This window comes from Streptomyces sp. NPDC048718 (assembly GCF_043198875.1).
Lineage (GTDB): Bacteria > Actinomycetota > Actinomycetes > Streptomycetales > Streptomycetaceae > Streptomyces.
The window spans coordinates 370,158-393,772 of sequence record NZ_JBICVG010000001.1 but is presented as its reverse complement, the minus strand read 5'-3'; the positions used below and the strand labels follow the sequence as shown (position 1 = coordinate 393,772).

General features: G+C 70.3%; 25 protein-coding genes and 2 pseudogenes. 13 read left to right on the top strand and 14 right to left on the bottom strand.

The window, feature by feature from the left end; all coding sequences use genetic code 11:
- Window positions 1–7: 7 nt before the first annotated feature.
- Complete coding sequence (locus tag ACGFRB_RS01875) at window positions 8–805, top strand: hypothetical protein (RefSeq protein WP_393237681.1); 798 nt, start codon at window positions 8–10, stop codon at window positions 803–805.
- Between the two features lie 44 nt (window positions 806–849).
- Here ACGFRB_RS01875 and ACGFRB_RS01870 read toward each other — a convergent pair whose 3' ends face one another.
- On the bottom strand, window positions 850–1,500 hold the full coding sequence (locus ACGFRB_RS01870) for a hypothetical protein (RefSeq protein WP_393237678.1): 651 nt from the start codon (window positions 1,498–1,500) through the stop codon (window positions 850–852).
- 18 nt (window positions 1,501–1,518) lie between these two features.
- Entirely contained in the window at window positions 1,519–2,718 is a 1,200-nt protein-coding gene (mqnC, locus tag ACGFRB_RS01865) for a cyclic dehypoxanthinyl futalosine synthase (protein WP_363002446.1), read from the bottom strand.
- 350 nt (window positions 2,719–3,068) lie between these two features.
- Between mqnC and ACGFRB_RS01860 the strand changes: the two genes are divergently transcribed.
- Window positions 3,069–4,172 carry an alpha/beta hydrolase gene (locus tag ACGFRB_RS01860; RefSeq protein ID WP_393237675.1) on the top strand — a complete coding sequence of 368 codons (1,104 nt, stop codon included), beginning with the start codon at window positions 3,069–3,071 and terminating at the stop codon, window positions 4,170–4,172.
- A 157-nt stretch (window positions 4,173–4,329) separates the two neighbouring features.
- On the opposite strand, the gene ACGFRB_RS01855 is transcribed toward ACGFRB_RS01860, so the two are convergent.
- A complete protein-coding gene (locus ACGFRB_RS01855) occupies window positions 4,330–5,196 on the bottom strand; it encodes a menaquinone biosynthesis protein (protein ID WP_363002442.1) in 867 nt (288 codons plus the stop codon).
- Window positions 5,197–5,467: 271 nt separating this feature from the next.
- Between ACGFRB_RS01855 and ACGFRB_RS01850 the strand changes: the two genes are divergently transcribed.
- Entirely contained in the window at window positions 5,468–5,671 is a 204-nt protein-coding gene (locus ACGFRB_RS01850) for a cold-shock protein (RefSeq protein ID WP_003948780.1), read from the top strand.
- Window positions 5,672–5,803: 132 nt separating this feature from the next.
- On the opposite strand, the gene ACGFRB_RS01845 is transcribed toward ACGFRB_RS01850, so the two are convergent.
- Window positions 5,804–6,670: a M23 family metallopeptidase gene (locus tag ACGFRB_RS01845; protein ID WP_393237670.1), complete on the bottom strand. Its 867-nt coding sequence runs from the start codon at window positions 6,668–6,670 to the stop codon at window positions 5,804–5,806.
- Between the two features lie 157 nt (window positions 6,671–6,827).
- On the opposite strand from ACGFRB_RS01845, the gene ACGFRB_RS01840 reads away from it, so the two are divergent.
- The gene (locus ACGFRB_RS01840) at window positions 6,828–7,235 is read left to right on the top strand and encodes a DnaJ family domain-containing protein (RefSeq protein WP_363002437.1); all 408 of its coding nucleotides are present in this window, start codon (window positions 6,828–6,830) and stop codon (window positions 7,233–7,235) included.
- A gap of 265 nt (window positions 7,236–7,500) precedes the next feature.
- Window positions 7,501–8,010, top strand: a complete 510-nt coding sequence (locus ACGFRB_RS01835; RefSeq protein WP_393237667.1) for a DUF664 domain-containing protein — start codon at window positions 7,501–7,503, stop codon at window positions 8,008–8,010.
- Between the two features lie 48 nt (window positions 8,011–8,058).
- On the opposite strand, the gene ACGFRB_RS01830 is transcribed toward ACGFRB_RS01835, so the two are convergent.
- From ACGFRB_RS01830 to ACGFRB_RS01820, 3 genes are all read right to left on the bottom strand, one after another.
- Entirely contained in the window at window positions 8,059–8,394 is a 336-nt protein-coding gene (locus tag ACGFRB_RS01830) for a hypothetical protein (protein ID WP_393237664.1), read from the bottom strand.
- Complete coding sequence (locus tag ACGFRB_RS01825; protein ID WP_363002431.1) at window positions 8,391–9,260, bottom strand: isocitrate lyase/PEP mutase family protein; 870 nt, start codon at window positions 9,258–9,260, stop codon at window positions 8,391–8,393. The genes ACGFRB_RS01830 and ACGFRB_RS01825 overlap by 4 nt, the downstream gene beginning before the upstream one ends.
- A gap of 131 nt (window positions 9,261–9,391) precedes the next feature.
- Window positions 9,392–10,186: an alpha/beta fold hydrolase gene (locus ACGFRB_RS01820; protein ID WP_393237660.1), complete on the bottom strand. Its 795-nt coding sequence runs from the start codon at window positions 10,184–10,186 to the stop codon at window positions 9,392–9,394.
- A 271-nt stretch (window positions 10,187–10,457) separates the two neighbouring features.
- On the opposite strand from ACGFRB_RS01820, the pseudogene ACGFRB_RS01815 reads away from it, so the two are divergent.
- Window positions 10,458–10,627, top strand: a pseudogene (locus ACGFRB_RS01815) (DUF397 domain-containing protein).
- Between the two features lie 136 nt (window positions 10,628–10,763).
- The gene (locus ACGFRB_RS01810) at window positions 10,764–11,039 is read left to right on the top strand and encodes a hypothetical protein (RefSeq protein WP_363002426.1); all 276 of its coding nucleotides are present in this window, start codon (window positions 10,764–10,766) and stop codon (window positions 11,037–11,039) included.
- 1,111 nt (window positions 11,040–12,150) lie between these two features.
- On the opposite strand, the gene ACGFRB_RS01805 is transcribed toward ACGFRB_RS01810, so the two are convergent.
- The 5 genes and pseudogenes from ACGFRB_RS01805 to ACGFRB_RS01785 form a co-directional block, all read right to left on the bottom strand.
- The gene (locus tag ACGFRB_RS01805) at window positions 12,151–12,441 is read right to left on the bottom strand and encodes a hypothetical protein (protein WP_393237657.1); all 291 of its coding nucleotides are present in this window, start codon (window positions 12,439–12,441) and stop codon (window positions 12,151–12,153) included.
- Window positions 12,442–12,448: 7 nt separating this feature from the next.
- Window positions 12,449–12,913, bottom strand: coding sequence for a hypothetical protein (locus ACGFRB_RS01800; protein WP_393237655.1), 465 nt, complete (start codon window positions 12,911–12,913; stop codon window positions 12,449–12,451).
- Window positions 12,914–13,016: 103 nt separating this feature from the next.
- A complete protein-coding gene (locus tag ACGFRB_RS01795) occupies window positions 13,017–13,649 on the bottom strand; it encodes a hypothetical protein (protein WP_393237652.1) in 633 nt (210 codons plus the stop codon).
- A gap of 593 nt (window positions 13,650–14,242) precedes the next feature.
- Window positions 14,243–15,244, bottom strand: coding sequence for an XRE family transcriptional regulator (locus ACGFRB_RS01790; protein WP_393238213.1), 1,002 nt, complete (start codon window positions 15,242–15,244; stop codon window positions 14,243–14,245).
- A 138-nt stretch (window positions 15,245–15,382) separates the two neighbouring features.
- A pseudogene (locus ACGFRB_RS01785) lies at window positions 15,383–15,514 on the bottom strand (multiprotein-bridging factor 1 family protein); the annotation flags it as partial.
- A 218-nt stretch (window positions 15,515–15,732) separates the two neighbouring features.
- On the opposite strand from ACGFRB_RS01785, the gene ACGFRB_RS01780 reads away from it, so the two are divergent.
- From ACGFRB_RS01780 to ACGFRB_RS01765, 4 genes are read left to right on the top strand one after another with little or no spacing between them, the layout of a single operon-like run.
- Window positions 15,733–16,770 (top strand): dTDP-glucose 4,6-dehydratase, encoded by a 1,038-nt coding sequence (locus ACGFRB_RS01780; RefSeq protein ID WP_393237649.1) that lies wholly within the window; start codon window positions 15,733–15,735, stop codon window positions 16,768–16,770.
- Entirely contained in the window at window positions 16,760–17,773 is a 1,014-nt protein-coding gene (locus ACGFRB_RS01775) for an ATP-grasp domain-containing protein (RefSeq protein WP_393237646.1), read from the top strand. Before ACGFRB_RS01780 ends, ACGFRB_RS01775 begins: the two co-directional genes overlap by 11 nt.
- Window positions 17,770–18,903, top strand: coding sequence for a DegT/DnrJ/EryC1/StrS family aminotransferase (locus ACGFRB_RS01770; RefSeq protein ID WP_393237643.1), 1,134 nt, complete (start codon window positions 17,770–17,772; stop codon window positions 18,901–18,903). The genes ACGFRB_RS01775 and ACGFRB_RS01770 overlap by 4 nt, the downstream gene beginning before the upstream one ends.
- Window positions 18,903–19,337, top strand: a complete 435-nt coding sequence (locus tag ACGFRB_RS01765; protein ID WP_393237640.1) for a low molecular weight phosphotyrosine protein phosphatase — start codon at window positions 18,903–18,905, stop codon at window positions 19,335–19,337. Before ACGFRB_RS01770 ends, ACGFRB_RS01765 begins: the two co-directional genes overlap by 1 nt.
- Window positions 19,338–19,354: 17 nt before the next feature.
- Here ACGFRB_RS01765 and ACGFRB_RS01760 read toward each other — a convergent pair whose 3' ends face one another.
- Both ACGFRB_RS01760 and ACGFRB_RS01755 read right to left on the bottom strand, forming a co-directional pair.
- The gene (locus tag ACGFRB_RS01760) at window positions 19,355–20,530 is read right to left on the bottom strand and encodes a glycosyltransferase (protein WP_393237637.1); all 1,176 of its coding nucleotides are present in this window, start codon (window positions 20,528–20,530) and stop codon (window positions 19,355–19,357) included.
- Window positions 20,531–21,617: 1,087 nt separating this feature from the next.
- Window positions 21,618–22,139: a hemerythrin domain-containing protein gene (locus ACGFRB_RS01755; RefSeq protein WP_393237634.1), complete on the bottom strand. Its 522-nt coding sequence runs from the start codon at window positions 22,137–22,139 to the stop codon at window positions 21,618–21,620.
- 212 nt (window positions 22,140–22,351) lie between these two features.
- Between ACGFRB_RS01755 and ACGFRB_RS01750 the strand changes: the two genes are divergently transcribed.
- On the top strand, window positions 22,352–22,993 hold the full coding sequence (locus ACGFRB_RS01750; protein ID WP_393237631.1) for a TetR/AcrR family transcriptional regulator: 642 nt from the start codon (window positions 22,352–22,354) through the stop codon (window positions 22,991–22,993).
- Complete coding sequence (locus ACGFRB_RS01745) at window positions 22,990–23,592, top strand: DUF1707 domain-containing protein (protein ID WP_393237628.1); 603 nt, start codon at window positions 22,990–22,992, stop codon at window positions 23,590–23,592. Before ACGFRB_RS01750 ends, ACGFRB_RS01745 begins: the two co-directional genes overlap by 4 nt.
- Window positions 23,593–23,615: the final 23 nt, after the last annotated feature.

Genomic DNA, 23,615 nt, shown 5'->3' with positions numbered 1-23,615 from the left:
AGCCCGAATGGACGACACCGACGTCATGATGCTCCGACGTGCCATGGACCGCACGACCGACGAGCTTCCCCCGCTTCCCGACCTCACGCCCGTCGCGGTGCGGCTGGGCCGCAAACGCCGCGCGCGGGCCCGGATCGCCACCGTCGGCGGGGTCTTCGGCACGGTGACCGCCGCCACGCTCGGATTCTCCCTGCTGTCCGGGGGCGACCCCGGCGGCGCGGCGCCCGCGGCCCCGCCCGCCGTCTTCCCCTCCGCGTACCACACGCCCGTACAGATCCGCCCGTCCCCGGGCCAGACCGCGCCCGAGAAGCTCCCGGAAGGGGAACGCACCCGGCGGGAGCAGTTCCAGCAGCAGGTGTCGGCACTCCTCGACGAACTGCTCCCGGCGTCCGTCACGGACATCCGGCCGGTCGCGGGCGAGGTGTCGGACTATCGGATCACGGTGGACGGCACGGCGTTCCCGGTGAAGCTGTCCATCCGGCCGGCCGAGGGCGAGCGGCTCCAGGGATGCCTGAACTCCCCGCAGAAGAAGACCACTTGCGAGGTCGTCGGCCTGGAGGGGAACCGGACCGCGCAGGTGTGGGCGATGCCCGTGAACAAGACCGAGACGCGGGGGGCGATGGTCGTCACCGCGTACGGCAGAAGCCATGTGCTGTTCTCCGTCGGCCCGTCGGAGAACGTCTCGGCGCCGGTGACGCCGGCGCAGTTGCTCGCGGTGGTACGCGATCAGCGCTTCACCGAGCTGCTGCACTACGCGGACGAGTATCCGGTGCAGCGGAAGGGGGAGCCGGTCAAGGGCGGGTGAGCCGGTCAAGGGCGGATGAGCCGGTCGGGGGACCGCCGTACCTCCTACCTCCGGCGGAACACCAGCCGTCCGGCGACCACGGTGGCCACACAGCAGCCCGCGCCCTTCGCGGCGAGGTCACGCGCGTCCTCGGCGTCGAAGGCGGCGAAATCGGCTCGCATGCCGATCAGCCCGAGCGGCATGAGGAAGGACTCCTCGACCGGTCGTCCCGCCTCCAGCGGGTCCAGCGCGGCGGGCCCGTCCGGTGTCGTGAACCGTTCCTCCTGAGAGAGACCGGCCCGGTCCACCGCGTCGACGACGGCCGGCCGCCGCAGGGTGCCCGCCACGGCGACGCACCCGTGCGCGAGCAGCCGCTGAACCCCGCGCCGGGCACTCGCTCCCCAGCGCTTGTCGTCCATGGCGAGCGCCGCGAGGGCCTCGCCCGTCACCGGCTCGACGCCGTGCTCGAAGGCGTCGGCCTCGCGCGGGTCCGGGTGATACGCCCGCTCCAGCAGCTCGGGCCCGTACGGGTTCACCAGACCGGGTGTCAGCACGCCCGGCCAGCGGCGCACCCGTGCCGTCGGATGGGCCGCCGCCAGTTCCTCGTACGGGCCGACGGCCGCGATCTCGCCGTCCCGTACGAGGACGGCGCCGTCGCGGACCGGGGACCGGTCCCCGCCCGGCAGCAGCAGATCGGCCGCGTGCAGCGTCAGCATGGTCGCGTCGCCCTCGGGTCAGTTCGCGTCGAGGAGCTTCAGCTCGGGGTGGGCGGTGCCGCCCTCGATCGCGATGGACGAGATGTGCGAGACCACGCGCTCGTCGACCGGGTCGTTCGCCGGGTCCTCGTGCACGACGAGGTGCTCGTACGTCGTGGAGCGCTGGGCCGGGACGCGGCCGGCCTTGCGGATGAGGTCGATGATCTCCAGGCGGTTCGAGCGGTGCTTGGCACCGGCCGAGGAGACCACGTTCTCCTCCAGCATGATCGAACCGAGGTCGTCCGCGCCGTAGTGCAGGGAGAGCTGGCCGACCTCCTTGCCGGTGGTGAGCCAGGAGCCCTGGATGTGGGCCACGTTGTCGAGGAAGATGCGCGCGATGGCGATCATGCGCAGGTACTCGAAGAGGGTCGCCTGGGTGCGGCCCTTCAGGTGGTTGTTCTCCGGCTGGTACGTATAGGGGATGAAGGCCCGGAAGCCGCCCGTCCGGTCCTGCGTGTCGCGGATCATCCGCAGGTGCTCGATCCGCTCGGCGTTGGTCTCGCCGGTGCCCATGAGCATGGTGGAGGTGGACTCGACCCCCAGCTTGTGGGCGATCTCCATGATCTCCAGCCAGCGTTCGCCGCTCTCCTTCAGCGGGGCGATCGCCTTGCGCGGACGCTCCGGCAGGAGCTCGGCGCCGGCACCGGCGAAGGAGTCGAGACCGGCCGCGTGGATCCGGGTGATGGCCTCCTCGACGGAGACACCGGAGATGCGGGCCATGTGCTCGACCTCGGACGCGCCGAGGGAGTGGATGACGAGCTGCGGGAACTCCTTCTTGATGGCCGAGAAGTGCCGCTCGTAGTACTCGACGCCGTAGTCCGGGTGGTGGCCGCCCTGGAACATGATCTGGGTGCCGCCCAGCTCGACGGTCTCCGCGCAGCGGCGCAGGATGTCGTCGAGGTCGCGGGTCCAGCCCTTCTTGGTGTCCTTCGGCGCGGCGTAGAAGGCGCAGAACCGGCACGCCGTCACACAGACGTTCGTGTAGTTGATGTTGCGCTCGATGATGTACGTCGCGATGTGCTCGGTGCCCGCGTACCGGCGGCGGCGCACGGCGTCGGCGGCGGCGCCGAGGGCGTGCAGCGGAGCCGAACGGTAGAGGTCGAGCGCCTCCTCGGGAGTGATCCGGCCACCCGCGGCGGCGCGGTCGAGAACGGACTGGAGTTCGGCCTTCTCGGTCACCGGGCGTGTCCCTTTCGGAGGAGTACGGAGGAGTGCGGATGCGTACGGAACGAACCGAACCAGCCTACGCCAGCGCCCCGCGCGGATTCGGGCCGGTCCCGCGCGGCCGGATCGGAGGGATGCGGCCGGATCGGGGTGATCGGAGGGGGTCGGGGCGATCGGAGGGAGGGAGACGGCGGGATCCGGCCGGATCCGATGGGTCCGCGGGGTCGGGGCGGGCGGCTTCGCCGATTTCCCGCTCCGTAAACGGCCCCACCGGCGTTAGGCAGGAAGAGCACATCTCGCGCCAGCGCCACCACAAGCCGACGCGGACGTACGGGCGTACGTCCGCACGCACCGCCGGAGCAGTCATGTCACGCCGCCGCCCTTTCCGTAGCCGGTACGCCTCCCCCGCCTCGGGCACCCCGCGCGCCTCCCGCACCCCGCGCGCCTCCCACGCCTCCCGCGCCTTCCGTACCTTCCGCGCCACCGCCCTCGTGATCGCCGCCGCCCTGCCGGCCACCGCCCTCGCCGGGTGCGCGACGCCGGACACGGTCGCCCCGCCGCGGGCCGGTCTGCACCCAAGCAAGGCCGCGGTGCCCCGGACGCTCTTCCCGACCGGCCCGGCGGCGAGCTTCACGACCGCCACCACCCTCGCCGACGGCACCCGGATCCGGGTCACGGACCTGCACGGCGCCAAGTCCGGATTCACCGGAAAGGTGTGGGTGTGGACGCCGAAGCAGTATTCCGATCCGGCGTACGCGAAGAGCGGCTTCCCGGTGCTGATCTCGCTGCCCGGAAGTTACGGCTATCCGGTGAATTACTGGAAAAGCACCCATCTCGGCTTCGAATCGAACGTCGCCCGCTGGTCGGAGCAGGGGAAGAGCGTTCCGTTCATCGTCGTAATGCCTGTACTCAATCCGAACAACAAGCATTATTACGACGGCAGCGATATCCCGGGGCAGCCGAAAATGGGCACCTGGCTGACCGAGGACGTGCCGGATTTCGTCCGGGCGAATTACCGTACATTCCAGTCCCGGGACGGCTGGGCCTTCATGGGCTCGTCCTCCGGCGGCTTCGCCGCGCTCAAGTCCGTGCTACAGAAACCGGACAAGTTCAAAGCGGCCATCGCCTCGGGTCCGGACACCGTCCCGGACTCGCCCCTGTGGAAGGGGTACGAGGAGGAGCGGGAGGCCAACGACCCGGAGGAGCTGGCCACCGCCCTGGCCCGGAAGCCCGACACCCCTGCCAACCGGGTGTACCTGGCCTTCCAGATCGGCACCCTGGAGACCGGGATCATGGAGTCGCTGAAGGACTTCATCCGCACCTATACGAACAAGGGTCCGGTGAAGTCCCACCTCCAGGTGATCGAGGGCGGCGCGCACAACGCCCGCAGCTATATGAAGGGGATGGACGAGGGCACGATCGCCTGGATCAGCCAGTACCTCCAGGGCCCGATCCCGGCCTCGTCCTGACCCGGTCGGCCCACCCCCGTACCCTCGCACCCCTGCCCGGGGCCCGGCGCGCAGGAGGGGCGGGGCCTTGTCGGCCCCGCCCCTGTCTCCAGCTCTCCTGCTCTCCAGCCGCCGGAGAGGCGGTGTCCTCCCGCTCGCCGGCCTGCCGCTCTCCGGCCTACTGCTCGCCGAGCAGCTCGACCCGTACGTCCGCCGGGAAGCCGGTCGTCGGACCGACCCGGCGCGCGAACTCGCGCACGCCCACCAGCTGGTCCGGACCGAAGCGGAAGTCGAGCGTCCGGAAGTATCGCTCCAGCAGCTCGGCGTCGAAGGACTCCCAGCGCGCCGCCTGCTCGGCCACCTTGGTGACTTCCTCCAGGGACAGATCACGGCTGGCCAGGAAGGCCTTGTGCACCTCGCGGACGGTCTCCGGCTCGCGCGCGAGGAAGTCCTTGCGGACGGCCCAGACGGCGAAGACGAACGGCAGCCCCGTCCACTCCTTCCACATCAGGCCGAGGTCGTGGACCTCCAGGCCGAGCCTCGGCGCGTCGTGCAGCGAGGCGCGCAGCGCCGCGTCGCCGATCAGCACCGCCGCGTCGGCCTCCTGCATCATCAGACCGAGGTCGGGCGGGCAGGTGTAGTAGTCCGGCGTCACGCCGTGCACCTCGGCGAGCAGGAGCTGCGCGAGCCGTACGGAGGTGCGCGAGGTCGAGCCGAGCGCGACCCGCGCGCCGTCCAGCTGGTTCAGGGGCCGCTGGGAGACGATCACGCACGACATCACGGGGCCGTCGCAGCCGACGGCGATGTCCGGCAGCGCGACGAGCTCGTCGGCGTGTCGCAGGAACTCGACGACGGTGACGGGGGCGATGTCGAGGTCGCCGCGCACCAGCTGCTCGCTGAGCTTCTCCGGGGTGTCCTTCGTCAGCTCCAGATCGAGGAGCGTCCCGGTGCGGGCGAGGCCCCAATAGAGGGGCAGGCAGTTCAGGAACTGGATGTGTCCGACTCGTGGCCGGCTGCTCTGGTGGTCATCGGTTGCATTGTCCACAACGCGAGGCTAGACCCGCCCCGCGCGCCGGGCAGCGCCGGGTCGTACGTCAGTCGTACGTCAGCGGCGGGGAGGCGCGTCAAACATGCGAGTGACGTGATCCTTCCCTCTACCCCTTCGCGGATGTCGCGTGCTAGGCTCGCCGCAAGTTGCAGTTTGGTTTCCCTTGCAGTACAGAGCCTGCGGAGCATGTAACCCGCAGGCTTTTGTAGTTTTCAGACTTGTTTGCAGGTTCTGGAGCAGGGCGACCCTTTGGCCCATAGGAGGGCTCATGGCTACCGGAACCGTGAAGTGGTTCAACGCTGAAAAGGGCTTCGGCTTCATCGCCCAGGAAGGCGGCGGCCCGGATGTCTTCGTCCACTACTCCGCGATCAACGCGAACGGCTTCCGTTCCCTTGAGGAGAACCAGGCCGTGACCTTCGACGTCACGCAGGGCCCGAAGGGCCCGCAGGCGGAGAACGTCACCCCGGCCTAAGGCCGCTGGGACGATCGCAGACTTTCTATAGCAGTACCCAAGGAGCCCCACTCCGCTGCGCGACGCGCACGAGTGGGGCTCCTGCCCTTTTCGGGACGGGCCCGCCGGGCGGGCCGGATCAGTGAGCGGACATCAGCAGGTGGGAATCACCGCTCCGTTGTTGTCCCGGGCCTCGTCGTTGCCCCAGCGGGACAGGTAGTACGCGGAGACATACGCGCCGCGCCCGTTCTTCCCCGCGTAGACGGTGTCCAGGTCGGTCTTGAGCCACCAGTGGTTGAAGCTCCCGGAGCTCCCGCGGACCTCCTGGCCCCAGACCTTGCAGGAGACGTAGTTCGTGCCGGCGTTCAGCACGCCCTGGGCGTCGTTCGTGTTGGCCTGGGCGTAGCCGATGGCGTTGGCGTAGGTGTCCACCCAGTACGTCCCGCCACCGCCGCCCGAGCAGCCGTTGTCGCTGGTCAGCGACTTCGAGCCGTACGAGCCGGGGTACGGCGCGAGCGAGGCCCCGTTGATCACGATGTTCTGGCCGACGCCGTTGTAGAGCTGCTCGTAGTGGATGTGGGCGCCGGAGCTGTTGCCGGTCGAGCCGGTGACTCCGATCTGCTGCCCCTGGCCGACCGAGGCGCCGTCGGCGACGGAGTACGCGCTGAGGTGGAAGTAGTACGTCGTCCAGCCGCCGCCGTGGTCGATGGCGATGTAGTTCCCGGCGCCGGTGGGCTGCGAGTAGCGGTGGGCCGTGCCGGCGGCGGAGGCCAGCACCGGGGTTCCGGCGGTGGTCCCGCCGTCGTTCCGTACGAAGTCGAGCGCCAGCCGGACCTCGGCCGAGTGATGGCTGTACGTCCAGTTCTGGCCGCAGGGGAACGGCGCCTTGAAGAGCGGCGCGGCCTGCGCGGGGGCGGCGGTAAGGACGGTGAGCAGTCCGGCGAGCAGGGCGAGCAGGCCGCCGAGCGCGGTGAGCCGGGTGATGCCGCTGCTTGGAGTGGGGGTGGTTCTGGAACGCATGCGTGGCTCCCATGGGGATTGAGAAGTTGACGCGCGTTGAACAGAGCCCGGCCTCGAAGGCGGATAGGTGTTCGAGGTCGGCCAGGACAGGGTGCCGGAAGATCAGGTGCCGCAACAGACCCTGGAGCGGATCGCCGGAACTCCCTACTCTGGAGTCATGACGGACCGCAAACCCCCCGGGGTCAGCTTCGAGTCCTTCGTGGACAAGCAGATCCGCGAGGCCACCGAGCGCGGCGAGTTCGCCCGGCTGTCCGGCTTCGGCAAGCCGCTCGCCGGCGACGACGCGCCGTACGACGAACTGTGGTGGGTCAAGCAGAAGATGCACCGCGAGGGCTTCGCCGCGCTGCCGCCGGCCCTGGCCCTGCGCAAGGCGGCCGAGGACGCCGCCGAGGCCGCCCGTACGGCCGCCTCCGAGTCCCAGCTGCGGCGCGTCCTGGGCGAGATCAACACCCGTATCGCCGAGGCCCTGGCCCGGCCCCCGGCGGGCCCGCCGCTGAACCTGAAGCCCTTCGACGTCGAGGCGGCGGTGGCCGAGTGGCGCCGCGACCACCCGGGGCGCCGCTGAGGTCACCCGCCGGCCGCCCGGGGCGCGGGGCGCGGGGCGCGGGGCAGGCTGCCGGAGCCTCGTGCCGGGCTGCCGCTGAACGGCGTAACCGGGGTACGACGGGCCCGGCGGGCCGCCCGCCCCCGTCGTACCGTGGCCGCAGAGCCGTGACGGACGGCGCCGGCCCCGGCGGTCCGTCGCATGGCGGGCTGTGCCACGGACCGGACCGCCACGGACCGCCACGGACCGCCACGGACCGGACCGCGACGAGGAGGCCGGAGGGCCCATGAAGAGCTCCGAGCTGCTGCTGGACGCCTTCGGCAGGATCCAGGAGGCGGTGCACGAGGCCGTCGAGGGCCTGTCGGTCGAGGAGCTGACCGTACGGGTCGACCCCGACGCCAACTCCATCGCCTGGCTGGTCTGGCATCTGACCCGGGTCACGGACGACCACTTCGCCGACGCGTTCGGCACCGAACAGGTGTGGACCGCCGAGGGCTGGTCCGGCCGGTTCGAACTACCCTTCGCCGACGGGGACATCGGCTTCGGCCACGAGAAGGAGCAGGTCGCGGCCGTCCGCGCCGACGCGGAGCTGCTTCTCGGCTATCACGACGCGGTGCACGCCCGCGCTCTCGACCACGTCGGCGGCCTCACCGACGCCGACCTGGACCGGGTCGTCGACACCCGCTGGACTCCGCATGTCACCCTCGGCCCGCGCCTGATCAGCCTCGTCGCCGAGGGCAACCAGCACGCGGGCCAGGCGGCGTTCGTGCGCGGCATCGTAGAACGGCGCCGCTGACCCCGTAGGCCCCGCACCCCCTTCCGGGTCCTTCTCCGGTGGTCACGGTCAGTCGCCGTCCGGCTCGACGTCGCCGAACAGGGCCTGGATGGCGTCGACCGCGCTGCCGTCGTGATCGCTGCCCGCCGTACTGCCGCTGCTGCCGGACTGCACGTTCGCCGTACGGTCGACCTCCAGGATCGAGTCGGCGTCGCGGTTGTCGATCACGGTGACGAGGCTGCCGTCCGCGAGGGCGGGCGCCGTCCCGGCAGCCAGCGCCGCCGCCGCGAGCCCGAGCACGACGAACGGCCGCACCCGCCGGGGACGGCCGGGACTCCCGGCACGGCCCGTACCCCAGGGGTCCCTCGGTTCTCTCAGCTCCCTCGGCTCTCTCGGGTCTCTCACGCGCCCACCCGCGTCCGCGCCCGCTGCTCCTGGTTGCGGGCGATGTTGCGTTCCAGGAGCCGGGTGGAGGCGGCGACCCCGACGCCGGCGGTCGCGTCGAAGACGGGCAACCGGCCGTCGGCCCGCTTCAGCTCGGACAGGGCCGAGTCCATGGCCACGTGCGCGGCGAACAGGCACGGCGTGCTGTAGATCGCGACGGCCACGCCGAGATCGGACAGCTCGCCGAGCGACAGGCGGGGCGACTTGCCGCCCGCGATCTGGTTGAACAGCAGCGGCTTGCCGTCGACGACCTCGTGGATCCGCCGGATCCATTCCACGCTCCGTACGCCGTCCACGAGCACGACATCCGCGTCCGTGGCGGCGAGGCGCTCCGCGCGGTGCAGGATGTCGTCCTCGTCCGTCGCGTCGGTGCGGGCCACGACCACCAGGTCCCGCCGGGTCTGGAGCACCATCTCCAGCTTGGCCAGGTACTCGTCCAGCGGCAGCACCTGCTTGCCGTCCGCGTGCCCGCAGCGGCGGGGCCGCTTCTGGTCCTCCAGGATCACGCCGGAGGCGCCGATCCGCTCCAGGCTCTCGACGACGTGGCAGGCGACCTCGGGGTCCACGTACCCGTCGTCGATGTCCACCAGCAGGTGGTGGCGGGGGAAGGCGCCGCGCAGCCGCTGTACGAAGCCGAGCATGTCGGGCCAGGCGATGAACCCGATGTCCGGCAGCCCGTAGTACGAGGCGGCGAACCCGAACCCGGACACGAACATCCCGTCGTAGTGCTCGGCCGCGACGGACGCCGAGTACATGTCGTACACACCGATCAGCGGGGTGGTCCCGGGCCCGGCGATCCGGTCACGCAGGGCGTTGCCGTAACTCATGCTCCGACTCCTCAGCAGGTCTTCGACACAAGGACTTTGCCAAAACCTGATCTTTTCTGGAGAGAAGGGGGAATGTCTCGTTACGCGCGCTTTACTCACTCTTCCGGGGGACCGGATTCACCGCAGAAACGTCACTGGAGGAAGGACAGCACCGTAGGCACAAGGAGCGGCGAGGACATCAGGTCGTAGTGCGAGGCCCCCGGAATGACGCTGAGCCGGGAGGCGGGGCGGCCGGCGCCGTCCCAGCCCGGGTCCTTCAGACCTCCGCCGAGCAGCGCGAACACCTCGACCATGTGGGCGGGGCGGATGCCGTCGGCGTCGGCGAAGACGAGCAGGACGGGCACGGTGAGCGCCGCGAGCTCGTCGGACCAGTCGTAGTCCTGCCGGTTCATCGCGGCGACCTTGCCGACGAGGACGGGCCAGTCCTCGGGGCGGGGCGCGATCCGCTCGTAGAGCTCGTACATCGGCGAGCCCTTCAGAGCCTCCGCCGCGCCCTCGTTCATCGCGTCCATCTGCGCCTTGATCTCGGGGAACCAGCCGTCGCGGCGCGCCGGCATCGACACCAGGACCAGGCGGTTCACCAACTCCTCGTGCTGGATGGCGAACCGCGCGGCGGCGCCGGCGCCGAGGGAGTAGCCGAGGACGTCGGCCTTCGCGACGCCGAGGTGGCGGAGGAGGGCGGCGATGTCGTCCCCCATCGCCTCCAGCGTCAGGGCCTGACCGGCGACATCCGGCGTACGCCCGTGCCCCCGCAGATCGACGGTGATCACCCGCCGCCCCTCCCCCAGCCCGGCGGCGAGCAGCGGCGCGAAGCTCTCCCCGGCGCCGAAGCCGCCGTGCAGCAGGACCAGGGGGACGGCCGCCGCGGGGGCGGAACCGTGCTCCTCGAAGTACAGGGACATTCCGTTGACGTCGGCGTAGGGCATCTCGGGTCTCCTCGCTGCTGCTGGCTTCGCTGCTTTCAGAGAAGTAGACGGGACCGGCGCCGAAAACTCATCGGTGTCTCGGCAGAATCGCCCAGACCGTCTTGCCGACCGAGCGGTCCTTCACCCCCCCCAGATGGTGGCGTTCACCCTGCTCCCGTCAAAGGGTCGCCATGAGTCGCGTACATCGAGAGCTTCGGTCATTCCTGGCTGATCACGGCGCCGGAAGAGGACTTCATCGAGAAGACGCCGGGAGAGCCATGAGTCCTCAGAACTGGCCTGGTTCAAGAGCAGCTACAGCGGCGGCGAAGGCGGCCAGTCGTGGAGGTCGCCGTGCACCCCACCACCGTCCACGTCCGTGACTCCAAGAACATCGACGGCCCTCAGCTCGCCGTTGCGACGGCGGCTTGGTCCGCCTTCGCGACCGAGGCCGCGACCGCCTGATGATGCCGCCGCCCACGGCAGCATGTGCTGCCGTGGGCGGGCAGGCGGTGGGGCAGGATTCTGCCGGGGTACGGCATGGCCCCGCCGGACGGTTGCTGCGAGCATGGTCGTAGAAACGGTTTTCGGGGGGAACACCATGATGATCTACACGGCCGTCATCACGCTGATGGCGCTGATTCTCGCGACGATGGGTGTACTGGCGCTCGTGAACGACCGAGTGCCTGTCGCCCGGTTGGGCCGCTCGGTGAACCGGCCCCGCGTCTGGGGTACGGGAGCACTGCTGCTGGCAGCGGCGGTCGGAGCCGCCCGCCTCCTGCCCATCGACGTCGACGTCACCACCCTCATGCTCGGCCTCGCACTGATCGGAACGTCCCAGGTCCTGACGGCCCCGAAGGGCCGGCGGACGGCGTAGCCCGTCGGGGCGACCCGCACGGGGTGGGCGGGGACGTGTCATAGCGCAAGGTCCGAGTGCGCTTGGCGTGGTGTCCGCCCTCCTTCCGAGAGTCGCACCTTCCAGCGCCGCGTCAAGGGCGCTCCCTTCGGTCGCGTCGCTCGCGCGATGGCCTTCGGCCACCCTTGACCCAGCGCCTCCAGGCGCGAAAGACACTCTCGGAGGGCGGACCGGGGGGAAGGTCCACGCGGGGGCGATGCTTTTGCGCTGGCCGCCGTGGGCGGGTGGCGGGCCGGGGGGTCGGGGCGGGGTCCGGGTATCGCTCCGGTGGTTCTGTTGCCCGTCCGCCGGCGGGGTGGGGCTGAGTTCGCGGTCCGAGCCGGTGGGACCGTGCCCGCTTGCCCGGGGTGCGCGGTCGTGGAATGGGGCGGCCCGGCTCGGCTCGGCGAGTGACGGCCGTCGGCAGGCTGGGATTCATGCCCCGCTGATCACCGCCGGTGCCACTGAAGAACCGGCAAGCGCCCGCATGGACATCACCCCCGCGTGTGCGGGAATCACAGGAGCCGACCTGCGGCTTCCCATCAGCAGACCCCGGATTTTACCCACTTCGCCACCCGTTTGACGTAAGGGGAAATCCCCGCCGGAAATGGGGCGGGTGGGAACTCCTGTGACAACAGAGGCACCCTCGGACGCTCGCGAGCGCACTTACTCACGCAGCCCGGGACGGAAGACGCTACTCCGCACCCGCCTTGAGGCCGGAGTGAACTCGTGTGACCCAGGGGGCGATTCAGGCGAGCCAGACGACCGTGCCTCTTACGCAGGCGCAGGCAGGCCCCGGTGCGGACCGCGAACTCTCTCAGCCCCTGCACTCGGGCTGGCGTTTTTATCGGGTCATTTGGGAGCCATGACTCCGGCGGTGATGAGAGCCGGGATTGGGCCGTTCGTGGAACGGATGTACTCGACCGCGGTGGGTGGACTCCATGGTGATCGAGAGCCACTCCGACGGGAAGGGGAGCCACTGATCGGGTGACCTGCCTGGGTGGGCGGAGTGTCCGAAGGTGTCGTTGCATGGGGCTGGATAGCTTGTCGGCGGTTACGGACTCTGTCTCGTGTGGCGTCATGGTGCAGGGGCTCAGATACGACCCAGGTCCAGCTCTTCGGTGAGGGCAGAGGAAAAGATGGTTCCTGCCAGCCACGCGTCCTTGTCGGGGCCTTGAGCCGGGATGATCAGGCGTCGCCGGACCCAAGGGTCTTTCCGCCTGGGAAGACGCACCACCGCCTCCGCCCAGACGCCGTCATCGTCCTCCGAGTACGAAAGATCACTCAGAGTGGCCAAGTGCTCAGCGAGCGTCGGCCTCAGCCCCTCGATGACCTCGGCGCGGAACTCTTCGAGATACGCTTGGTACTCTGCGATCTTCGTCATGCGATCCCTAGCATCCGCAGTTGTAGTAGTACGCAGTGATGACGCCGACGGGACGGCGATCCTTCGATCGCGAATCCACCCGTTCCGTGAATACCACTGTCATGCCGCTGGCGTTGGTGTTCCGGAAGGTGTGGCTGTTCAGCTTGCACGTGATCTTGCTGCCGCTGGTCGTGCACTTCCCCCGGTGCAAGGTCTTGTCGATGTCCTGCTTCATATTCGACCAGCTTGAGATCTGATCGGCATGACCGGACTCGATGTGGCGCTTTCCGAACCCGTCGACGCCGCCGGCATCCTTCTGCCCGACGCGGAGGGGGACGTCTTCTCCATGAGGACCGACGTGTGTTGAGTAGACGGTCCAGCTGATGGGGTTCGGATTGGTGGCCGCCTGCGCGGGTGAGGTCGCAGCACCGAACATGCCGGCTGCGGCTACCACGACCGCAACCGCGGTGTGACGGCGAATGAACGAACACATTCTTCCCCCCTACCGACACGTCGAGGCATCCCCACAACCGGGGCTTCGCCGAACAAGGCCACGACGTTCTGCCCGCTTCCTAGTGCTGTGACCGCACTAGTGCTCAGTACAGCTTCTTCACCGCGGTGTTCAGGGTGTTCTTCCACGGGATCACGGGCGGATCACCCCAGTAGCTCTGCCACAGGACCAGCGTCACCGTGTCGCCGTCGCGGCCCACGCCCCACAGGTAGTTGTAGTCGGGGCGCTCGGTGGCGTTGGAGTCGAAGGTGTGCATCCCCTGAAGGGTGGCGCCCTCCTCGACGTTGATCACCCCGTGGTCGCGGTAGGTCGCGGTCACGCCGGGCCGCTGCGGGGCGTGCGCGCACGCGATGTAGTCCTGCCGGGCCTTGTCAGCGAAGGCGATGGCCTCGGCTTCCGTGTCGAAGACCGCCACCTTCTGCTGGGCGAGCGCGGTCTCCGCAGTGGTGAAGTCCCGGTGCCATACGTTGACTTCGGCCGGCTCGGCGGGCCAGCCCACCGGACAGTCGAAATCGTCGCCCCACCCCCGGACGGTCGGCTTGGCGCGCCAGGACTCGGTCTTCGGCAGGTCGGAGATGTACAGGGTCCCCGGCTGGGGCCGCCATTGGTCGGCAGCCGCCGCCCGACTCGGAGCCACCCCGGCCCCCAGCGCCCCAACCGCCAGCACCACGGCCCCCATCGCGACCGCGCCCCCGCGCAGTCGTGCACGTACCTCCATGGCGTCCCTTCCTCCGTGCTCTTCGATCACCCCGTTCCGCCCCGAACCGGGACAGACTCCTTCCACGGTGGGGCGTCCACGCCCGCACGACAGGGCCTTTCTATCGGAATGACCGAAAAATCCACGAATGTTGACCGAGAACATGACCAGTGCGGCAGCCGTCGCCCGGACCGGGTGCGGGCCGACCAGGCGTACGACGCCCGCAGTAACCGCCTCTACCTGCGCGGACACGAAATCAAGGCGCCGATCCCGATCCCGGCGGACCGCCTGCGCGTGGATCACTCCGCCATGCCCTGGCAGAAGACGCCAGAGCTGGCCCCACCCCCGCGTGCGCGGGGACCACAGGAGCCGACCTGCGGCTTCACATCACCAGACCCCGGATTTTACCCACTTTACCAAGGCGCGACTTAAGCCAACATTTCATCCCTAAACAGGGCAATTGTGAACTCCTTTGACTCCAGAGGCACCCTCGGACGCTCGCGAGCGCACTCACCCACCCCGGGGCGGAAGACGCTACTCCGCACCCGCCATGGGGCGGATGTGAACTCGCGTGACTCCAGAGGCGATCCAGGCGGGCCCGGACACCCCACCCCCTACGCAGGCACGGCCCCGGTGCGGACCGCGAACTCTCTCAGCCCCTGCACTCGGGCTGGGCCGTAGAGGAGGTTCGCCGTCAGCGCGCGCAGCGCAGGGCGTCGGACCTCCTGCGTGGCTTCCTGTTCGACGTGGCGCAGCGCGGCGAACGTCTGCTCGCCGTTGCCGAGCGCGTGCCACATGCGGGCCGTGTCGGTCCAGGCGCGGGCCCGGCGTTCGGCGGTCGGCATGAGGTCGACGTTCAGACCCCGTGCGATCTCGACGGCCTCGTCCGGGGTGCCGAGGGTGGTGTGGACACCGATGCGGTAGACAGCGGCCTGGGTCATGGTCGCGTCGACGGTGAACAGCCCGGCGGGGGACTGCGGGCGGCGCTTGATGTCCTCGTCCGCCTGGTCGAGCAGGGCGAGGGCTGTCGTGCGGTCGCCTCCAACAGCCGCCGAATAGGCGCCGGTCAGCAGCAGCGTGGCCCTGACGGCGCCGGTACGGACCTCGGACGGGGCAAGCCCGGCCGCCTCGTGAGTAAGGAGCCGGACGGCGGAGGAGCAGTGGCCGGACCGGCGCATGCTGATGGCGAGCACCCGGGCGGCTTCGCCGACGGGTACCGGCATGCCGCTGGCTCGTGCGGCGGCAAGGGCGCGGTCTGCCGCGACCCATGCCGCGTCGGAGTGCGCTTTCGAGGCCAGTTCGGCGGCCAGAACGTAGACGCGGGCGAGGATGCCGTTCGCCTGCTGGCGGGCTCGGCCGCCGGCGGCGTCCCGGGTCGCCTCGGCGGCGGCCAGCAGGCCGGGCAGGACGGTGGCGAGGTGGCTGTAGCGGGCGGCGGTGAACGCCTCACGCGCGGCGGCGGTCCGGGCCGCCAAGGCATGGAGCGGTGCGGGCTCGGCGGCCGGGAGGTGGAACAGCGCGTCCTCCAGGCTTGCGGCCGCCGCTGTACCGGGACCGGCGGCGACGGCCGACGCACCAACAGCGAGCGCTCCGGCCAGTAGGTTCCGTCGACGCATCGCGTCCTCCTCGTCGGGCATCGGGCCGGTCACCACCGTATCGATCACAGGGTCCGCAGGGTCAGGAAACCCGCCCACCCTCTCGGGCGGGATACCCAGGACTCGGGCCAAGCGCAGCCGCGTATCGAGGTCTACCCGCATCCGGTTGCTCTCGATCCGGGAGATAGCCGACGCCGAGTAGCCAATCATCTCGCCAACCTGCGTCTGTGTCAGTCGAAGGGCGCTGCGCGCACCACGAATTACGGCCCCTAAGTCGTCCTTCTCGGGCATGCCCTGGCACCTCCTGCATACCGGCGGGGCGCACGACGCTAGCGCCGTTACCCCGGTGCGAACAGGGGCGTGCGGAAGCACGGCACGTGCCAGTCCCGCACACTGTGTGCGGGAAGCACTCTGACTAGTGCCAGCCGCATCAGGCAGGCGCCACGGTGGTCTCGCAGACGGACGGCACACCGAGCCGTCCCGCTGCTCGCACCTCCCCGGAGGCTTCCATGGACAAAGTCCTTGTGACGGGCGGAGCCGGCTTCATCGGCTCGCACTTCGTGAAGCGGATCATCCAGGCCGAGGATGTCACCCGCGTGACCGTCCTCGACGCGCTCACCTACGCCGGTCACATCGAGAACCTGGGCACGGCCTTCCTGTCCGACAAGCTGCGCTTCGTCCACGGCGACATCCGCGACGCCGCGATCGTCGACGCGCTGATGGGGGACGGGACCACCGCCGTGGTGCACTTCGCGGCCGAGTCCCATGTCGACCGCTCCTACGCCGCGGCCGACGGGTTCTTGTCCACGAACGTGCTTGGCACCCGAGTCCTCGTGGAGGCCGCGCACCGCCACGGTGTCGACCGGTTCGTCCACGTCTCGACCGACGAGGTCTACGGCCCGCTCGTCGAGGGCACGGCGACCGAGGAGGCGCCGCTGTGCCCCACCGTCCCCTACGCGGTGTCCAAGGCAGCGGGCGACCTGGTCGCGCTGGGCGCACACCGGACGCTCGGGCTTCCGGCGTGCGTGACCCGCAGCAGTAACAACTACGGGCCGTACCAGTACCCCGAGAAGATCATCCCTCTGTTCGTCACCCGACTCCTGCGCGGCATGCCCGTCACTCTCCACGACCGCGGTCAGCACGTGCGCAACTGGCTGCATGTCGAGGACAACTGCGCCGGGATCGAGGCGGTGCTGCGCAACGGCGAGGCCGGGGAGATCTACAACCTCGGTGGCGGAACCGACCTCTCCTCCAAGGAGCTGACCGGTCACCTGCTGGCCATCTGCGACGCCTCCTGGGACGCGGTCACCTACATCGCCGACCGGCCGGCCAACGACGTCCGCTACTCGATCGACTGGACCAAGGCCCGTGACCTGCTCGGTTACCGGCCACAACACAGTCTGGTAGACGGGCTCGCCGAGACCGCCGAGTGGTACCGCCGCAACCCCGACCGCTGGGCCCCGCTGGCGACCGCCGGCCCTCGCACGATCCAGCCCTCCGCCCCCCACCCGCTGCTTGCCCCAATGGAGATGCCCCGTGGCCACTGACCAGATCGAAGCGCGCCGCATCCTCGTCACCGGCGTCGGCGCCAACCCCGGCTTCGCGCTCACCCGCAGCCTCACCCGCATGGGCTGCCACCACGTCGTCGCCGCCGACGCCAACCCGCTCGCCCCCGGCTTCCTCCTGCCCTGCATCACCCCCCAGCGCATTCCCCTGGCCACCGACCCCGGCTACTGCGCCCGCCTGGCCGAGCTGTGCCGTATGCACAAGGTCGACGCGATCGTTCCGGCCATCGAGAACGACCTCCCGCCGCTGCTGCGCATGGCCGCGCGTCTGAAGGAGGCCGAAGTGCGGCTGTGGCTCCCCGAGCCCGCCTCCGTCCACGCGTGCATCGACAAGGCCGCCTTCCACCAGGTGCTCACCGAGCACGGCGTGCCCACCCCCCGCTCCTGGTGGGGTGACACCCTCGGTCAAGTCCCCGACGACACCGAGTTGGTGGTCAAGCCCCGGTGCGGCCACGGAGCCCAGCACGTCCACTTCGTCGACAACCGGCGCCACGCCCTGATGCTGGACGAGCTGGTGCCGGACGCGCTGGTACAGCAGCGGGTGCACGGCGTCGAGTTCACCGCCGACTGCCTCGTGGACCGCTCCGGACGGGCCTCGGCGATCCTGCGCCGCCGGGACCTGGTCAAGGCCGGACTCGCCGCGGTCTCCACTACCTTCCACGACCCCGCCGTCCTCGACCTCGTCCGCAGCACGCTGCGCGCCGTCCGCGCCGAGGGCCTGTGCTGCGTACAGGGCTTCATCCAGGACAACGGCGCCATCACCATCACCGAGCTGAACGTCCGGATCGCCGGAGGCTTCCCGCTGACGGAGGCCGCCGGCGCCGACCTCGTCGGCCAGATGGTGCGCGGGCTCTTCGGCCTGCCCGTCGACCACAGCCGGCTCACCTACCGGCCGGGGATGTACCTGACCAACTACGTCGAGACGCTGTCTGTCGGCGACGCCGCCGACTTGGAGCGCACCGCCGCTGAGGAGGACGCCGTATGACCCCGATCCGTCCCGACCACAGGCGCAACGCCAGCCCGTTCCTCAACGGGGCTGAGGCAGCGGCTGTCACCCGCGTGCTGGAGAGCGGCCAGTACGGGCACACCGACGTCACCGAGGAGTTCGAGCGGCGGATCGCCGCTTACCTCGGCGTGCCCGACGCGGTGGCCGTCACCTCCGGCACCGCCGCGCTCCACTGCGCCCTGCTCGCCGCCGGCATCGGCGCCGGTGACGAGGTGATCGTGCCGTCCATGACCTTCTGCGCCACCGTGCAGGTCATCCTCGCCACCGGAGCGACCCCGCGGTTCGTCGATGTCGACGCCGCCACCCTGTGCACCACGCCGCAGCTCCTCATGGAGGCGGTCACCGACAGCACGGCCGCCGTCCTTCCGGTCCTCTTCGGCGGCCGGGCCGTCGACCTCGCCCCGATCCACGAGAACCTGACCGAGCGGGGCATCAGCGTCATCGAGGACGCGGCGCACGCGTTCGGCTCCCGCAGCGGCACCGGGCTCGTCGGCGCCGACGGACAGGCCCTGACGTGCTTCTCCTTCGGGCCGATCAAGAACCTGACCTGCGGCCAGGGCGGCGCCATCATCCCCCGCACGCCCGAAGACGCCGCGACCCTCCGCGGGCTACGCCTCCTGGGTGTCGTCCAGTCCCAGAGCGAGCGCGCCGAGACCACCACCTACCAGGTGGCCGGCTTCGGCCTGCGCTACCAGCTCTCGGCCCTCAACGCCTCCATCGGCCTGGCCCAGCTCGACACCTTCGACACCACAGCGAACACCCGCCGCCACCTCTGGCACACCTACCAGGACGCTCTCACCGACCTCGAAGGCGTGAGGCTCATCGAGGTCGACCCCGACCACGCCGTGCCGCACCTGTGCCAGATTCGCGTGCAGCACCGGAACGAGGTCTTCGCGTACCTGCGCGAGGCGGGCATCGGCGTCGGCGTGCACTACCCGCCCAACCACCTCCAACCCGCCTTCGCACCCTGGCAGCGCCCCCTGCCGGTCACCGAGCAAGCCGGCGCGGAGATCCTGAGCCTGCCCTTCCACCAGCACCTCACCGAAGCCGACATCCACCACGTCGTGAACATCCTCCAGGACGCCCTCAAGCACGCCGGAGGTGCCTGATGCCCACCAAGGTGCTCACCGTGTGCCTCGGCAACTACTGCCGGAGCCCGTTCGCCCAACTCGCCCTGAGTCGCCGCGGCGGGCCGCGTCTGGCGGTCCGCTCCGCCGGACTCATCAGCAAGTGGCAGGACAAGCCCGCCCATCCGTCCATGGTTGAAGCGGCCCGGCGTCTGGGCTTCGACCTCAGCGCCCACCGTGGCCGGCACATCACCCTGGAGATGCTGGGCTGGGCGGACACCGTCCTCGCCATGGACGCCTCCGTCCTGGCGACGCTGCGGGCCGTCTTCGGCCCGCAGCACGACAGCAAACTGTGCCTCTACCTCGACGGCCGCGACGTCCCCGACCCGATCGGCGAGGACGACGCCGCGTTCTTCGACTGCGCCGTGATGATCGAGGCGGGCACCGCTCTACACGGCGGCGGCCTCATCACCTAGCGGCCCTCTCCGGGGCGTCACCCGGATGCTGCGGACAGGAGCACGTCGACCAGCCTGTCTGCGGCATCCGGGCGTCCGTGCGCCCGGGCCGCGGTCGCCATTGCCTCCCGACGTACCGGGTCCTCCAGAAGCGGTCCCACCGCGTCGCGGAGGTGTCCGCCGGTGACGTCGCCGAGCAGGGCGACCGCTGCTCCAGACGTCTCCAGGTGACGGGCGTTGTGCGCCTGCTCGTTGCCGGCTGCCGTGGCGAGCGGGACGAAGACGGCGGGCTTGCCCAGGGCGGTCAACTCCGCCAGTGTGCCCGCGCCGCTGCGCGAGATCACCAGATCGGCCAGCGCCAACACATCCGGCAGCTCCGGCCCGACGAACCCCGTGACGTGGTAGCGGGCAGCGAGAGCCGTGGGCAGCCCGGCCGCCCGCGCAGCCAGCGCCTCGCGGTGGGCGGGGCCGCACTGGTGGACTACATTCGCGCGCTCCAGCAGCCACGGCAGCTCGCCGGCGACCAGGTCGTTGATCTGCTGCGAACCCTGCGCCCCGCCGGTGACGTACACCGTGGGCAGCCGCCGGTCGAATCCGTCCAGCCCGAGCACCTGAACGGCCTTGTCGGCATGTCCGGTCAGTACCTCAGGACGAACCGGATTGCCGGTGACGACTGCGAGGCCGCGTACGGCTTCCGGTAGGAGTGGCAGTGACGACTCCGACGACACCGCGATCCGGGTCGCCGAGCCGGCGAGCTTTCGGTTGGCGAGACCGAGGCGCACCGTCTGTTCGTGCAGTACGAGGGGGCGCTTGCACATGCGGGCGGCGAGTCCTGCCGGGACCGCGACGTAGCCACCTGTGGCCAGCACCACGTGGGGCGCGAAGTCTGATACCAGCTTGCGCGCTTGGGCGACGCCGAGGGGGACCCTGGCCATGTCCCGCACGTTCGCTGCGGACAGCATCTTCAAGGGGTTACCTGACCGCCTGATCTTTCCCGTGGCGACCGTCGCGAACTCGATACCTTCGGCCGGCGCCACTCTGGCCTCAAGACCGTCGGCGGTGCCGATCCACAGCACCTCCAAACTCTGGCCGAGAGCTGCGAGGCGATCCCGCATCGCGCGGATCGCCGTGAGAGCGGGGTAGGTGTGCCCTCCCGTGCCCCCGCCTGTGACGATAAGGCGAAAGTCGTTGGGGATGCGGCGCTCGGTGCTCACAGGAAGGGCTCCAGACTGATGCTCAACCAGGAGAACGAAGCGTTGCACATCTGGAGGCCCGCTTCGACCAGCCTCACGTCAGCGCTGCTTGGCTGAGGCTGCTGCGTCAGACCCAGCCCGAAGCCGGCAACGCCCGGATCACCCGGCCAGCTTCCACGCCGGCCGGGGCTTCCGCATGCGGTCCGCAGCCGGCGTACGGCCGGACTCGCTCCGAGCTACGCACCCACCAGCCCATCAGCGGGAAGTTCGTCCTCAGCCCGAGAGCCTCACGGACAAGCGACAGGGACCACCCTCGCGTGCGCGGGGAGCACCACCTGGTCCGCATGCAGGATGACGGCTGGTGGGGACCACCCCCGCGTGCGCGGGGAGCACAGGAGCCGACCCGCGGCTTCCCATCGTCAGACCCCGGATTTTACCCACTTTGCCAAGGCCCGACGTAAGTCGAAATCCCCGCCGAAAATGGGGCCGGAGTGAACTCGTGTGACTCCAGAGGCGATCCAGGCGGGCTTGGCCGCCGCGCGAGCGGGGTTTCCCCCACCCCCACCCGCCGGGGGTGACCAGCGGGGCATGAATCCCCGCCGTACGACGGCGGCCGGCCGCCGAGACAGCCGGGGCCGGCCCACTCCACGACCGCGCACCCAGAACCGACGGATACAGCCCCGCCCACCCCGGCCACAAACCGAGCCCCCACCCCGCCCACGCGCACCCGACAAGCAGACCGGAGCGATACCCGGACCCCACCCCACCCACCGGCCTGCCACTCGCCTACGGCGGCCAGCGGACAGAACAGCCCCCGCGTGGACCCTTTCCCCGGGCCCGCCCTCCGAGTGTGAAAAGGCTCCCGCAGCCGGGCGGTCAAGGGTGGGCGCAGCCCATCGCGCAAGCGACGCGACCGAAGGGAGCGCCCTTGAGGGGCCGGCGGAGGGGGCCACACTCGGAAAGAGGGCGGGCCACCACCAGAACCCCACAGAAACGGCGGCCGGTCTCTACCCGGCGGGCCGGGCCGCCCGGCTGACCCCGACGGAGGCCTTGGGGGCGGTGTGAGGCAGGGGCCCGAGCCTGGGGCCTGGGCCTGGGGCCCGGGCAGCTACGGGGCCGCTCGGCGGCGGCTCGGCGAATCCGTCTCGCCCGCGAACCGGAACACCCGGTCCGACCAGCCGCCCTCCGCCACCCCGCTGTCGAGAGCCTGGCCGATCGCCCGTTCCTCGTAGCCGAAGTGGGATTCCATGATCGCGGCGAGTCCGTCCAACTCCCCGCCGATCGCTTCCAGCGTCGGCCCCTGCGATCCAACGGCCCGGTCGGCGAGTTCTCCGACACGAGACAGGATCGAGGAGATGAAGCCGTGGTCCTCGACGAGCTTCTCGATCGTCGGGGCGAGGTCCGGCCGTACCCTCACCAGCTCGGCGAACAGGCCCCCGTCCTCCCCCTCGTGGTGCGAGGTGAGGGCGGCGCAAAAGGCCAGGCAGTGGGTGAGAAGCACGTCGTCGTCCAGCCGGCGACGGCCGAGGTGGGAGCGGATCTCGCGGAGCCGGCGCAGCAGTTCTTCATGCGCTTGGGAGAGTTGAAGGCTCAGGGCGACGACACGGTCGCCCTCGTTACGGGAGGCCACGGAGGGCAGTCCCTTCGGTTCCGCACCTCCATGCCTGACGCAGACCGTCACCGGCACGCGATGCTGCCGCCAGCAGACCACATCTCCCCGTGAACCTTCAAGGAGATAGGCGACGGACAGAAGAGATCCCCCAACTCAACACCCCCAAGCCTTGTTGGCAGGGTGGACAACAGGTTATTGTCCACCCTGCCAACAAGGGGGGCTCATTCAGGATGGTCACGGAACCACCGCGCCGCCGCAGGCGGCGCACTCCCGAGCAGGCCCGCGCCGAGATCCTGGACGCCGCCACCGAACTCGTCGCCCGCCACGGGCCCGACGGAGCCGGACTGCGCAAGGTCGCCGAGGCGGCAGGGGTGACACACGGGCTGGTCACGCACTACTTCGGCACGTACCGCGCACTCGTGCGCGCCGTGCTGGACCGCGAGAACGAACGCAAGCGGGAACTCGTACGCGACCGCATGCGCGCGGACGGGCAGGTGCCGTACGCGGACGGGATGACACGGGTCCTCTTCGAGATCCTGGCCGACGAGCGGTACGTACGACTGTGGGCGTGGTCCCAGCTCCACGACGGGGACACCGACAAGACCCCCGGCACCCCCACCCATCTCTCCCGGCTCGTGGACGCCATCGAGGACGGCATCCACACCGTGCTCCCGCCGCCGGAGGGACCGGACCGGGCACGGATCGAGACGGTCGTCCTGCTCGCCATGTCCGGTGGGTACGGCTACGCCCTCGGCCGGCGCACCTGGCAGACCGACCTCGGACACGACCCGGACGAACCCGGCCGCGACGACGCGTTCCGCACCGCCCTGGCCGCCACGCTCGCCGACTATCTCGAAGGACGCACGCCATGACCCTGCCCCAGCCCGGACGTCCCGGCCCCGGCACCGACGACGTCCCCGGCCTCGGCATCCGCACCTCCGACGCAGAACGCGCCGCCGCCGAGGAACGCGTGCGCGCCGCCGTCGAGACGGGCCGGCTCGACCTCGCGGAACTCGACTCCCGCCTCGACCAGGTCCACGCTGCCCGCACCCTCGGCGACCTGGAGACCGCCTGCCGGGGCCTGCCCGTCCCCGGCCCGCGCGACAGCCTCGTGGTCGACCGGCCCGCCACCTCCCGGAGCTTCGTCGCGGCCGTCTTCGGCGGCTTCGAACGCGCGGGTTCCTGGGTCGTCCCCGCCCGCATGACCACCTGGACCATGTGGGGCGGTGGCCGGCTCGACCTCACCAAGGCCCGCTTCACCAGCCACGACACGGTCATCCGCGCGTTCGCCCTCTGGGGCGGCACCGCGATCGTCGTCCCCGAGGACATCGACGTCGACATCCGCGGCTTCGGCCTCTTCGGCTTCTTCGACAAGCGCGCCAAGAACCACATCACCACCCCGGGCACCCCGCGCGTGGTGATCAAGGGGCTGGCGCTGTTCGGGGCGGTGGTGACGAAGACGAGGAAGTGAGGGCGTGAGGGCGGCGGATGTCC